The organism is Streptomyces sp. RerS4 (assembly GCF_023515955.1).
GTDB lineage: Bacteria > Actinomycetota > Actinomycetes > Streptomycetales > Streptomycetaceae > Streptomyces.
In genome coordinates, this window is record NZ_CP097322.1 from 6,999,767 (window position 1) to 7,011,190 (window position 11,424).

Consider the following 11,424-nt stretch of genomic DNA (forward strand, 5'->3'; position numbering starts at 1 on the left):
TCAGATGCCGTCGACGTCGCGGTTGTCCACCACGGGCAGGACTCCGGCGGCGCGGCGGCGCTTGAGGACGCTGGCGTAGACCGCCAGGCCGATGGCGCCGGCGGCAATCATGATCAGCCCGACCAGGTCGAGGTTGACGCTCTCCATCTTCCAGTCGCTCGCGAAGGTGAGGATGGCCCCCACCACGATCAGGGCGAGGCAACCACTGATGCCGCGCATACCCATCGCCTCCACATTCGGTGTCGTGTCACACGCGGGTACCCCGTGACCGGACGCGAAAACGGCGCCCCCGCACGGCAGTTCGGACACGAACCAGGCCCCGACGGCCCACCCCGGCCCCAGGTGATGAAAACCGCCGCGCAGGGCGGCAGCGCGGACGGGTGGGGCGGGGGATCAGAAGGCTGCGGCCAGCAGGGTCGCGGTTTCGGCGATCAGGGGGTTGTCGGGCGCGGCGTCCGGCTCGCCGCGCGTCGTGAGCACCGTCATGACGAGCGGTGCGCGCCCGGGAGGCCAGACGATGCCCACGTCGTTGTTGGTCCCGTACTTCCCGGCCCCGGTCTTGTCCGCGACGAGCCAGTCGGAGGGCAGGCCCGCTCGCAGTCTCTCCCCGCCCGTGGTGTTGGACAGCAGCCAGTCGGTGAGCCGCTCGCGGTCCTCAGGTGCGAGCGCGGAGCCGAGAACCAGGCGCGCGTAGGTCTGTCCGATGGCGCTCGGACTGGTCGTGTCGCTCACACGCCCGGGTTCGGCGGAGTTCAGTTCCGGTTCCCACCGATCGAGCCGCGTCGTCCCGTCCCCGATCGAGCGACAGAACCGAGTGATCGCGTGTGGTCCTCCCAACTCCCGGAGCAGGAGGTTCGCCGCGGCGTTGTCGCTGTAGCGGATCGTGGCCGCACAGAGCTCCGCGACCGTCATGCCGGCGGCGATGTTCTCCGGCTTGCCGGTGATCGGCCCGTAGCCCGAGCCGGTGACGTCCTGCTCGGTGTACCGGATGCGTCTGGCCAGGAATTCCCCGTTCCGGTCGAGGTCGCGCAGCACCGCCGCGACGGCCGTCGTCTTGAAGACCGAACAGATCGGGAAACGCTCGTCCGCGCGGTACCGCACGACGCGGCCGGTGGCGGTGTCGCGGGCGTAGACACCCAGTCGGGCGGAATGCCGCTGTTCGAGTTCCTTCAGTCGGCGCCCGATCTCTCCGCTGCCGGCCGGCGTCGAGGCGTAGGCGCTCCCCGGCACGGCAGTGGCCAGTGCCGCGCCCGCTCCCAAAGCGAGCACCCGGCGCCGGGACGGGGCATTCGGTGCGGTGTCCAAGGCCATCCTCTCCTCCCTCTCCTCCCGTCAAGACCCCAATGATCAAGAACGCCCAACCGGGGCATTCGGTTCCACCTGGTGCAGATGATCAAGGACTGAGTAGGGTGAACGGTCGGACGGCGCGAGCCGTCGAGAACATCACGTACGGGGGCTTCCTGACCGGCCGTCCGCTGCCGGCCGGCGGCGGCGCCGGCTCACGGAGCGGAAAGTGAGCGGATTCATGCAACCGACGTTCGTCCTGGTCCACGGGGCCTTCGCGAACTCCTTCTCCTTCGCACCGCTGCAGGCCGAACTCGGCCTGCTCGGACACCGGTCGGTCGCCGTGGACCTGCCCGGCCACGGCTTCGCCGCGACCTACGACCGCGCCTATCAGGCACCGCAGGACCTGGCGGCGCTCGCGAGCGTCCCGGGTTCGATCAAGGGCGTCACCCTCGCGGACAACGCCGCCCACCTGATCGGCATACTGGAGCGTGCCAAGCGCAACGGCCCGGTGATCCTCGTATCCCACAGCCGCGGCGGCATCACGGCCACGGCCGCCGCCAACGCGCGGCCCGACCTGATCGACCGGATCGTCTACGTCTCCTCCTGGGCGCCCGTCGACCTGGACGTGGCCGGCTACTACGCCGAGCCCGAAATGGCCTCCGTCGACACGGCCTCGCTGGGCCTGGCGGCGGCAGCGAACCCGGCCGAACTGGGCTTGCTGCGCGTCAACTTCCGCACCGCGGACCCTGCCGCGCTCGCGGCGTTCAAGGCGGCGTTCCTGGCGGACGCCACCGACGAGGAGTTCCTGGTCTTCCTCAACACCTTCCAGCCCGACGAGAACCTGGACGCGGGCACCCCCGCCGACCGGGCCCGGGCCGCGACCTGGGGCCGCGTCCCCAAGACCTACGTACGGTTGCGGGACGACGCGAGCCTGCCGCTCGCCCTGCAGGACCGCCTGATCCGCGAGGGCGACGCGCTCACCCCCGACAACCCCTACGACGTCCGCACCCTCGAAGGCAGCCACCTGAAGTGGCTCCTCGCCCCGGCCCCGGCCGCCCGGCTGCTGGCGGAGCTCGCCCCGCTCGTCTGACCTCGCCTCCCCTCCGATCGGGGTGGGGTGAGGCTCAGCCCGGGATGAGCGCGTCCCACTCATCCCGGGTCGGGCCGTCGTGCCGCGGCGTGAAGTCCGGGTGGGTGTCCAGCCAGGCGGTGACGTGCCGGTCCACTTCGTCGGTGCCGTAGGCGTCGTGGGCCGGTCGCACGAGATGGCGTACCTGGGCACGGGCCCTCATGACGACGGGATCGTCGAAAGCGCAGGCGGCCACGGCGGCGGCCCGCCGATCCGACAGCGGCGAGCCCTCGGCGAGGCGTTGCCCGGTGGCGCGGTCGCCCGTCACCTGGGCGTCGAACCACGGGCGGAGCGCCTGCGCCGTCCAGGCGTGGTAGCCGACGGGGTCCACAGCGATCTCGTCGACATGGGCGGCGATGTGCCGGGCGGCACGCAGGCCGGTGGCCACCCCATGGCCCGAGGTGGGATTGGTGTGGACGAGACTGTCCCCGACGTTGACCAGGCCGGTGACGACGGGTCCCTCGTCGTCGACGAGGGCGGTCCAGCGGTTGTCCAGGCCGGCCATCGCCAGGACGGGCGACCGCGGTTCGGGGTCCAGGTCGAGCCAGGCGGCGGTGGCGGGGAACCGGCGGGCGGCGGCCTCGAACACGGCGGGGTCGATGAGGGCGCCGCGGGTCGGATCACCCGTGGAGAGCACCAGGTTCACCGCGAAGGTGTCATTGTCGGACGGGAAAACGCCGGCGAGCGCGTACGGTGCCGCCGACCCGGTCTTCACCCGCCCGGGGTCGCGCGGGCCGTCGTCCCGCAGGCGGTACCAGCGGCACAGGTAGGCGATCCCGGTGCGGTGGCTGTCGACCACCGGCGGGCGGCAGCCGGCCGCGACCAGCCAGGCGGGCACCGGCGACCGACGGCCTGCCGCATCGACGACGAGGTCCGCCGGGTGCGTTTCGGCGTCGACCAGCACGCCGGTGACCCGGCCGGGGCGGCCCTCCTCGACGGCGAGGCCGCGCACCCGACAACCTCGCCGCACGTCAACGGTGCGTTCACGCCGTACGGCCGCGGTCAGCGCGGCCTCCAGCACGATGCGGCGGGTGCGCAGGGTCACCAGATCCTCATCACCGGCCCGATGCGGCGGATGCTCACCGAACCAGTCGAAGTCGTGGTACTCCCGGGCCCCGCGTGCCAGCAGATCCGCGTAGACATCAGGGGTTTCGGCGAGCAACACCGTACGGACGGGCGCGAGGAGCGAGTGGGGCTGGACGGCCTGCGGTATTCGGGGTCTGTCCCAGTGGAAGAAGTCCCGGTCCAGGTCCTGTCCGGCCTGCCGCGCGTCCTGCTCGAACAACGTGACCGCGTGGCCCCGCCGCCCCAGCATGAGCGCCGTACCCAGCCCGCTCGTACCCCCACCGATCACCGCAACCCGCGCCACTGAGCTCCCCCTCGCGTCGTGTTGCGAAACGATCTTACCGGTCGGTGAACCCCGGGGCGGCGTCGACCGGCGCCTGACCTCGCCGCTCGCTCCGCGCTACCGGCGGCCCCACTGAATCGGCGGGAGCGGCGCCGTGGGCGGTGTCGCAGGCGGTGCCGGGGGCGGGGCCGGCGGTTGCTGCCGTAGCAGGGCGATCGGTTCGCGCAGGCGCAGCGTGGCGGGGAGGTCCAGCCGTCTGTCGCGGGAGGCGACCACGGTGTCCCGTACCGCGAGCTTCGCCTCCACCGCGCACTGCCCGCTGCGGACGGCGACGAGCAGGCCGTCGCGGACCACCCCGACGAGCCCGCTGATGCGGAAGAGCACCGTGAGGTGCACGGGGACGGTGGCGTACTGGACACCGTCCACCAGGAGGTCCACCGACGGGCGGTGCGCGGAGGTGATGGTGTGGTTGGCCAGGGCGACGACCTCCTCGCTGCCGGGATACCGGAGCGTGCGGCGCGCCGCCTCCTTGAGGGCCCGGTACTTGGACCAGCCCGAGGTCACCAGGGAGACGAGGTCGAGGTCGAGGAAGCCGTTGACGACGGTGGCCAGCTCGCGCCCCACGGCACGGTCGGCCGCGCTCGTCAGGCCGCGCACGCCCGGGAGGAGGCCCGTGACCGCACCCTGGGCCTGCAGGGAGTCGGCCAGCACTTCGGGGGCCTGCTCCTCGGGGCCGAGCAACAGGGTGCGGACGGTGAGGGGCTCGATGACGGGAACCGTGGTCATGGGTCGTCCTCCTGCAGCGTCTGGTCACCCGGGTCCGGGTGCGGTTCCAGCCGTATGGAGCGGGTCGGCGGGCCCCCGGTCTCGGACGGCTCGGTCACGTCCGTCGCCGCGGGGGCGGGACGCGGCCGGGAGCTGAGGTGGTCGTGGACCCAGCGCGGCCCGCGCCGGCGGTGACCGAGGAACGCGGACCCCGCGAGGGCCAGCAGGGCCGCGCCGAGGAGGCCCGCCCCGACGACCAGGCCGACGGGGACGTCGACGGATTCCGGATTGGCGTCCGGGTCCGTATCCGGGCTGGGGACCGGGTTCGGGTCCGGCGTGGTCGGAGTGGGATTCGGGGTCGGCGTCGTCGGGGTGGGGACCGGGGCGAGGCCGGTCACCGTGAACACCGCCTCGGCGCCCACACCGCGATCGTCCGTGCACTCGGCCCGTACGGTGTACGAGGCCTCGGCCGCGTCGGGCGACACGTCGAACCGCGCGTCGAAGGTGCCGCCCTCGACGGTGGCCACCGTGCCCCACTCCTCGCCCTCCCACAACAGGGCCACCTCAGGGCAGTCGAAACCCGAACCGGACATGGCCACGGAGCCGCCACCGGGCTCCATCGAGGCGGGATCGAGGCTCACCTCCGGCTCCGAACCGGGCACGGTGGTGGTCACCGTGAACCGCTGCTCGGCGGAAACCTGCTCGTACCCGACGCAGGTCGCGGTGACCGCGTGATCCGTGGCGTCCGAGGCCTCCGCGTCGGACGGAACGACGAACGCGGCCGTGAAACCGCCTTCCTCCACCGTGATTTCCGTCGGCGTGACCGCCGCGAGCGCGCTGCCGTCCCACGCCAGCGCGACCGTACCGGCCCGGCGGCCCTGCGCGGTACAGCTCTCGAACCCGGAGCCGGCCACGGTGACCGACGTCTCCACGGGCCCCTCGGCCGGGTCCAACGTCAGGGCCGGGGTCCCGGGCTCGTCGGGCGTGACCTGGAAGTCGGCGGTGGCCCGGAGCTTCGAGTTGTCCGTGCAGAGGGCGGTGACGTCATGACTGCCCGGAGCCGCATCGGACGGAACCGTGACGTCGGTCTCGAACGTACCGTCGGCATCGGCCGTGACGACGCTCGGGTTGTCGCTGCCCTCGAAGACGACGTGGATCTCACCGGGCTCGGCGGCAGGGGGCGGCTCGGCCGTGAGGCCCGTACTCGTCCGCTTGCAGTCCTCGAATCCGTAGCCGCGGACCCCCACCCTGCTCCCCGGCGGCCCCTGGGACGGATCGAGCGTGAGGAACCGTGCCGCCGTGGCCTGGACCGGCGTGGTGGCGGCGGGAGCAGCAACGGGCGGGCCCCACACGAACACCGTGCTCAACAGCAGCGCGGCCAGCGGGCGCCCGGCCCATGGGGCAACGGGAAACATAACCCTCCGTGAGCCGTTACCCATTCTCCTCCGGCTCCCCGCGCCCCGCCTCCGCCGCGTTCGGAAGGGCCCCCCGCCGAACCCGGCCGCGGCCCGGCGCAGGCCGAGGGCCGTGCGGCCGCGTCAGGAATGGGGTGCGAAAGTACGGCGAGGCTCACGCGAGCCGGCGGACATCGACGGACGGCCATGTGTGTTCAACCGTTGAGCTGGGCGTTGAGGCGGGCGGCCTGGCGTGTCAGGTGGTCGCGTTCGGCCAGGTTGGGTGCCTGGTGGGCCGCCTCGGCGTACAGCCGGGCCGCCGTCGCCAGGTCGCCGTCGCGCTCGTGGAGGTACGCCGCCACCGCCGTGTGGCGGGGCAGCGACGGGTCCAGATTCGCGAGCGCCGCCAGACCGGCGCGCGGTCCGTCGGCCTCCCCGACGGCGACCGCGCGGTTGAGCCGGACGACCGGGCTGTCGGTCAGGCGCGAGAGCTCGTCGTACCACTCGACGATCTGCGGCCAGTCGGTCTCCTCCGCGGTCGGCGCGTCGGCGTGAAGCGCCGCGATGGCGGCCTGGGCCTGGAACTCGCCCAGCCGGTCGCGGGCCAGGGCCGCCTGGAGGATCCCGATGCCCTCGGCGATCAACGCGGTGTCCCACCGGCCGCGGTCCTGCTCGGCGAGCGGCACCAGGCTGCCGTCGGGCGCGGTCCGGGCGGCGCGCCGGGCGTGGTGGAGCAGCATCAGGGCGAGCAGCCCCGCCGCCTCCGGGTGGTCGACGGCGGCCGCGAGCTGCCGGGTGAGCCGGATGGCCTCGGCGGCGAGGTCGACGTCGCCGGAGTAGCCCTCGTTGAAGACCAGGTAGAGGACGCGCAGCACGGTGGCGACCTCGCCGGGCTGGTCGAACCGCACGTCGGAGACGGTGCGCTTGGCGCGGCTGATGCGCTGCGCCATGGTCGCCTCGGGCACCAGGTAGGCCTGGGCGATCTGGCGGGTGGTGAGGCCGCCGACGGCGCGCAGGGTGAGCGCGACCGCGGACGCCGGGGTCAGCGACGGGTGGGCGCACAGGAAGTAGAGCTGGAGCGTGTCGTCCACCGAGGGCGCGGGCCCCGGCGCCGGTTCCTCGTCGACGAGGTCTTCCCGGCGGCGCCGGGCGGCGTCGGCCCGGGTGACGTCGAGGAACTTGCGCCAGGCCACGGTGACCAGCCAACCCTTCGAGTCCCGCGGAGGGTCGGCCGGCCAGACGCGGACCGCCTGGAGCAGGGCGTCCTGCACGGCGTCCTCGGCCGCCGCGAAGTCGGCTCCGCGGCGGACGAGGATCGTGAGCACACCGGGGGTGAGGCTGCGCAGCAGTGCCTCGTCCATGGGTGGGGTCACTCCGTGACGGTGGGCGGCTCGGTCAGGAACGGGCGCAGTTCCAGCCACTCGTGGATCGGTGCCCCGCCGGCCCCCGGGGCGGCCGACAGCTCTCCGGCCAGCTCGACGGCGCGCTCGTAAGTGTCGACGTCGATCACCATCCACCCGGCGATCAGGTCCTTGGTCTCCGCGAACGGGCCGTCGGTGACCGGCGGGCGGCCCTCGCCGTCGTAGCGGACGAACGTGCCGGTGGGGGCGAGGGCCTGGGCGTCGACGAACTCGCCGGTCCCTTCGAGCCGGGTGGCGAAGTCGCGCATGTACTGCACGTGGGCCGAGATCTCCTCGGGCGTCCACTTCTCCATGGGCACGTCGTTGACGGCGGCCGGGGCGCCTCGGTAGTGCTTGAGCAGCAGGTACTTGGCCATGGTGTTCCTCCTCGCTGGTGCGACCCATTGTGGTCGCGTTCATTGCGGGGACGGAGCGAGCCACAGGTTCTCGACATCGCCGGCCGATTTTTTTGACGCACGTGTGTGGGGGGTGGGTGTCGGGATGCTGCCGCCCCCCGCGGGGTCAGCTCAGGGCGCGCAGGGTGCGGTGGGCGGTGGTGCGGAGGTGGTCGATGGTTTCGGGGTCGGTGTCGGCGTCGAGGGTGTAGTCGGAGTCGAGGCCGGCGAGGGTCTGGGCGATGCGGGGCAGGTGGTCGTCGGAGGCGTCGAGGCGGCAGGTGTGTTCGTCGATGGGCGTCAGGCGGCTGGCCAGGCCCCGGGTGCGGGCGCGCACGTGGTCGGCGGAGGCGTGGACGGTGGCGACGGCACGGTGACGGGTGGGGGCGGCGGACAGCCGGCTCGCGACGAAGGCGGCGGGATCGTCGCCCGGCACGGGGCGTGGCGGTACGCGTCGGCCGGTGGGTACGGCGTCGCTGATGCGGTCGAGACGGAAGAGGCGCCAGTCGTCCTTGTCGGTGTCGTGGGCGACGAGGTACCACAGGCCGCCGGAGTCGACCAGGTGACACGGCTCGGCCCGGCGCCGGTTGGCGGGGTTCCGCCGGGTGGTGTAGTCGAAGGTGATGATCTCGTGGTCGCGGCAGGCGACGGCGAGGGTGGCCAGCAGGGCGGGATCGGCGCGCGGCCCCCGTTCCTCCCAGGTGATGCCGGCGAGGGAGGTCTGCACGGCGGTGACCTGGCCGCGCAGGCGGCGGGGCAGGACCTGTTCGAGTTTGGCCAGGGCGCGCAGGGCGGTCTCCTCGATGCCGGTCAGGCCGCCGGCGGCGGAGCGCAGGGCCACGGCGATGGCGATGGCCTCCTCGTCGTCGAGCAGGAGCGGCGGCAGGTCGGTGCCGGAGGTGAGGCGGTAGCCGCCGGCGTGTCCGCGGGCGCTGTCTACGGGGTAGCCGAGCTCGCGCAGGCGGTCGATGTCGCGGCGCACGGTGCGTACGGTCACGTCGAGGCGTTCGGCGAGATCGGCTCCGGCCCACTCCCGGCGGGTCTGCAACAGGGACAGCAGTCGCAGCACGCGGGCGGTCATGTCGCTCGTCATGGGTTCCATGATGCCGGTGGGGGCTGTGTCAAAGGACACCTCCTGTCCTGAAATGCCCCTAGGGTGACACCATCCCGCACGGAGCAAATCAGGAGATTTCGCCATGAAGATCGCTGTTCTCGGTACCGGTGGCGGCGCTCGCGCCCACATCGCCAGGCTTGCCGAACTCGGTCACGACGTACACGTCGGCACCCGCGACCCGCATGCCACGCTGGCCCGCACCGAGCCCGACATGATGGGCACCGAGCCCTTCAAGGACTTCCTCGCCGAGCACCCCGGCATCGAACTGCACACCTTCGGCGACGCCGCGGCCGCCTCCGACGGCCTGGTGATCAACGGCATCGACGGACACAATGCCGTTGCCGCGCTGTCCGCCATCGCCGACCAGCTCGCCGGCAAGACGCTCATCGACTACGCCGTCCCCTACGTCTACCGGCACGAGTCCGAGCACCCGTGGCCCACCCCGTGGGGCGTCATGCCCAAGCTCGACCCGTGCGACACCGACAGCCTCGGCGAGCAGATCCAGCGCGCCCTGCCCCGCACCAAGGTCGTCAAGTCCTTCGTCACGCAGGAACAGACCACCGTCGTCGACCCGAAGACCATCGGCGGCGGGGACCACACCATGTTCGTCGCCGGCGCGGACACCGGCGCCAAGCAGCAGGTCACCGACCTGCTGAGGTCCTACGGCTGGAACGACATCCTCGACCTCGGCCCGCTCGTCCGCTCCCGCGGCATGGAGATGTACGCGCACATGCACTCCGCCATCGGCTTCGCCCTGGGCGGCCACTTCGGCCTCAAGATCGCCCGCTGACCCGCACCGCCACCCCGGCGGCGGACGCCGGTGAGGCGGGGGACGAGAGCTGAGCGTGCGGCGCTCCACTCGCCCTGAAAATCGAACACATGATTGAATTGGTGGATGCAGTGCACCTCCTTCCCCGACGACCTGGTCTGCCTCCAGGCGGAGTGGCTCCATACCTACCGGGAACTGGCCCGGCGGCCCGCGCCGGTCGGCACGACCAGGCTTCGCCGTCGGCTGATCACGCTCTCGCGCGCGATCGCCGCTCATCCGTACTGGTCGTGCCCGGCCCGTACGGCGGGCGGCCCGGTCGAGCTCCGCCGCACGGCGAGAGCCAGGGGCTGGGTGAGGGCGGCATGACGAGCGCCTGCCCCGGGAACGACCCGGGACCCGGCGCTCCGGGCCCCGCTCCTCGCGTGGTCGTACATCCCCCGGACCACCGCGGGTGGCGCAGGGTGCGCTGCGATGGCCAGAGCCTGGGCACGGCGTACCGGATCGGCGACATCGCCGTCTTCCTCGCCGCGAGGGGGATGGAGAACGCCGAGGACTTCGACGTCACGGACCCCGCCCTGGTCGACTGGCGCGGCGGCGGCCCCGACTGCTGGACACCGCCGCCGCTGTAGCGCTCCTGGGCCCCGCCCTTGGGGCGCGGTCGGCGCGGAGCTGGGGCGCCGGTCTGAAGCGCGGCTGGTTCGGGGCGCGGTCACCTCGCACTCGACGAACCGCACCCCGAATCCCCGCGGTCGCCGTGAGCGCCCCGCCAAGCCGGCCCTCATCCGGCAGGGCGTCATGGACGCCGACCTGGATTCCGCACATGCCTCGGCGTACGTCTACGTCCGCGCCATACGGTCGTCGTTTCCCTGCTTATGCGAAGCAGTAGCCATTACAGGGGCTATATGCCGTAAAACAGCCAGACCATGAGCCGCTCGAATGGGTCTTCGTACGGCTGGGAGGTGGCCCGGTATGCAATCGTACGAGGACGCGCCGCGGATCGCGGATACGGTCGTGACGCAGGGTCCGCCGCGGACCTCACTCGTACGGGGATGCGGACCGGCCCGCCGGCGGCCTGCCGCTCCTGATCACGTTCGGCGTCGTAGGCGGACCGTCGCAGCGGATCGTGCAGGGTCTGGTAGGCGTCGATGACCTCGGCGAGTTCCGTATCGGCCTGCGGCCCGAGTGGGCGGGCGTCAGGGTGCAGGGCGCGGATCAGCGTGCGGTAGGCGCTGGTGATCTGCTCCGGCGATGCCTCCGCCCGAAGTCCGAGTACGGCGTAATGGTCGCGCGACGGGCGAGAGCCGCTCATTTCTCTCACCTCCGAAATGGCCGGAGCGACCTCCTTCCATCGTCTTAAAACCTGCCGGCGAACGTTGTCAAGGCGACCCGGGACGGGTATATCGATAAGTGTAGGAAGAGCGGCAGCCGAAGGGAGGCGAAGGGATATGATCACCGAGATGGCATTGGAACGGGCGGAATTCACGTGCGGCCGGTGCTGGCACAACTGGAGCATCGACTACGACGTCCAGCAGTACAGCGATGAGGGCGGCACCTGGGAGTACTTCTCACGTGACGGCATCCCCGTGCCCTCGCCGTACACGCCCGCCGGCGCCTCACCGTGCCCGGTGTGCGGTCGGCACTGGGTGGGTCGCCTCCTGGCTCGCAGGGCGATTCCCGCCGCACCGGGTGCAGCCGACACGCCCCGGGAGAAGGTCACGGATGCCGCTCGTCACCGGAGCGAACGGCGCGGCGCGCCCCCGCTGGGTTCCACAGCGCACACCCAGCCGGAGCAGCTCGGAGGGCCCGCCCAGCCTCGTGAGCGT

The 11,424-nt window shown here is 72.2% G+C and carries 13 protein-coding genes; 4 read left to right on the forward strand and 9 right to left on the reverse strand.

Annotated elements, in window-relative coordinates:
* Positions 1–219, reverse strand: coding sequence for a hypothetical protein (locus M4D82_RS31405; RefSeq protein WP_249770804.1), 219 nt, complete (start codon positions 217–219; stop codon positions 1–3).
* A 174-nt stretch (positions 220–393) separates the two neighbouring features.
* Positions 394–1,269: a class A beta-lactamase gene (gene bla, locus M4D82_RS31410; protein WP_502989105.1), complete on the reverse strand. Its 876-nt coding sequence runs from the start codon at positions 1,267–1,269 to the stop codon at positions 394–396.
* Positions 1,270–1,525: 256 nt separating this feature from the next.
* Here bla and M4D82_RS31415 point away from each other — a divergent pair, with 256 nt between their 5' ends.
* Positions 1,526–2,377: an alpha/beta fold hydrolase gene (locus M4D82_RS31415; protein ID WP_249772332.1), complete on the forward strand. Its 852-nt coding sequence runs from the start codon at positions 1,526–1,528 to the stop codon at positions 2,375–2,377.
* 34 nt (positions 2,378–2,411) lie between these two features.
* Here M4D82_RS31415 and M4D82_RS31420 read toward each other — a convergent pair whose 3' ends face one another.
* The 6 genes from M4D82_RS31420 to M4D82_RS31445 form a co-directional block, all read right to left on the reverse strand.
* The gene (locus tag M4D82_RS31420) at positions 2,412–3,785 is read right to left on the reverse strand and encodes an FAD-dependent oxidoreductase (RefSeq protein WP_249770808.1); all 1,374 of its coding nucleotides are present in this window, start codon (positions 3,783–3,785) and stop codon (positions 2,412–2,414) included.
* A gap of 96 nt (positions 3,786–3,881) precedes the next feature.
* Positions 3,882–4,550, reverse strand: a complete 669-nt coding sequence (locus M4D82_RS31425) for a hypothetical protein (protein WP_249770810.1) — start codon at positions 4,548–4,550, stop codon at positions 3,882–3,884.
* Complete coding sequence (locus M4D82_RS31430; RefSeq protein WP_249770812.1) at positions 4,547–5,944, reverse strand: hypothetical protein; 1,398 nt, start codon at positions 5,942–5,944, stop codon at positions 4,547–4,549. The genes M4D82_RS31425 and M4D82_RS31430 overlap by 4 nt, the downstream gene beginning before the upstream one ends.
* A 194-nt stretch (positions 5,945–6,138) precedes the next feature.
* On the reverse strand, positions 6,139–7,284 hold the full coding sequence (locus M4D82_RS31435) for an RNA polymerase sigma factor (protein ID WP_249770814.1): 1,146 nt from the start codon (positions 7,282–7,284) through the stop codon (positions 6,139–6,141).
* Positions 7,285–7,292: 8 nt separating this feature from the next.
* Entirely contained in the window at positions 7,293–7,700 is a 408-nt protein-coding gene (locus M4D82_RS31440) for a YciI family protein (RefSeq protein WP_249770816.1), read from the reverse strand.
* A gap of 145 nt (positions 7,701–7,845) precedes the next feature.
* Positions 7,846–8,811 carry a helix-turn-helix transcriptional regulator gene (locus M4D82_RS31445; RefSeq protein WP_249770818.1) on the reverse strand — a complete coding sequence of 322 codons (966 nt, stop codon included), beginning with the start codon at positions 8,809–8,811 and terminating at the stop codon, positions 7,846–7,848.
* Between the two features lie 103 nt (positions 8,812–8,914).
* On the opposite strand from M4D82_RS31445, the gene M4D82_RS31450 reads away from it, so the two are divergent.
* The 3 genes from M4D82_RS31450 to M4D82_RS31460 all read left to right on the forward strand — a co-directional run bounded on the left by M4D82_RS31450 (position 8,915) and on the right by M4D82_RS31460 (position 10,230).
* Entirely contained in the window at positions 8,915–9,622 is a 708-nt protein-coding gene (locus tag M4D82_RS31450) for an NADPH-dependent F420 reductase (RefSeq protein WP_249770820.1), read from the forward strand.
* Positions 9,623–9,727: 105 nt separating this feature from the next.
* Positions 9,728–9,967, forward strand: coding sequence for a DUF8825 domain-containing protein (locus M4D82_RS31455; protein ID WP_249770822.1), 240 nt, complete (start codon positions 9,728–9,730; stop codon positions 9,965–9,967).
* A gap of 56 nt (positions 9,968–10,023) precedes the next feature.
* Positions 10,024–10,230, forward strand: coding sequence for a hypothetical protein (locus tag M4D82_RS31460; protein WP_249770824.1), 207 nt, complete (start codon positions 10,024–10,026; stop codon positions 10,228–10,230).
* 269 nt (positions 10,231–10,499) lie between these two features.
* On the opposite strand, the gene M4D82_RS31465 is transcribed toward M4D82_RS31460, so the two are convergent.
* Positions 10,500–10,910, reverse strand: a complete 411-nt coding sequence (locus M4D82_RS31465; protein WP_249770826.1) for a J domain-containing protein — start codon at positions 10,908–10,910, stop codon at positions 10,500–10,502.
* Between the last annotated feature and the right edge of the window lie 514 nt (positions 10,911–11,424).

Excerpts from the sequence above, each read along its gene's own strand:
- M4D82_RS31405 (WP_249770804.1), bottom strand. The coding sequence starts at position 219 with ATGCGCGGCATCAGTGGTTGCCTCGCCCTGATCGTGGTGGGGGCCATC.
- M4D82_RS31415 (WP_249772332.1), top strand. The coding sequence starts at position 1,526 with ATGCAACCGACGTTCGTCCTGGTCCACGGGGCCTTCGCGAACTCCTTC.
- M4D82_RS31425 (WP_249770810.1), bottom strand. The coding sequence starts at position 4,550 with ATGACCACGGTTCCCGTCATCGAGCCCCTCACCGTCCGCACCCTGTTG.
- M4D82_RS31430 (WP_249770812.1), bottom strand. The coding sequence starts at position 5,944 with ATGTTTCCCGTTGCCCCATGGGCCGGGCGCCCGCTGGCCGCGCTGCTG.
- M4D82_RS31435 (WP_249770814.1), bottom strand. The coding sequence starts at position 7,284 with ATGGACGAGGCACTGCTGCGCAGCCTCACCCCCGGTGTGCTCACGATC.
- M4D82_RS31440 (WP_249770816.1), bottom strand. The coding sequence starts at position 7,700 with ATGGCCAAGTACCTGCTGCTCAAGCACTACCGAGGCGCCCCGGCCGCC.
- M4D82_RS31445 (WP_249770818.1), bottom strand. The coding sequence starts at position 8,811 with ATGACGAGCGACATGACCGCCCGCGTGCTGCGACTGCTGTCCCTGTTG.
- M4D82_RS31450 (WP_249770820.1), top strand. The coding sequence starts at position 8,915 with ATGAAGATCGCTGTTCTCGGTACCGGTGGCGGCGCTCGCGCCCACATC.
- M4D82_RS31455 (WP_249770822.1), top strand. The coding sequence starts at position 9,728 with ATGCAGTGCACCTCCTTCCCCGACGACCTGGTCTGCCTCCAGGCGGAG.
- M4D82_RS31465 (WP_249770826.1), bottom strand. The coding sequence starts at position 10,910 with ATGAGCGGCTCTCGCCCGTCGCGCGACCATTACGCCGTACTCGGACTT.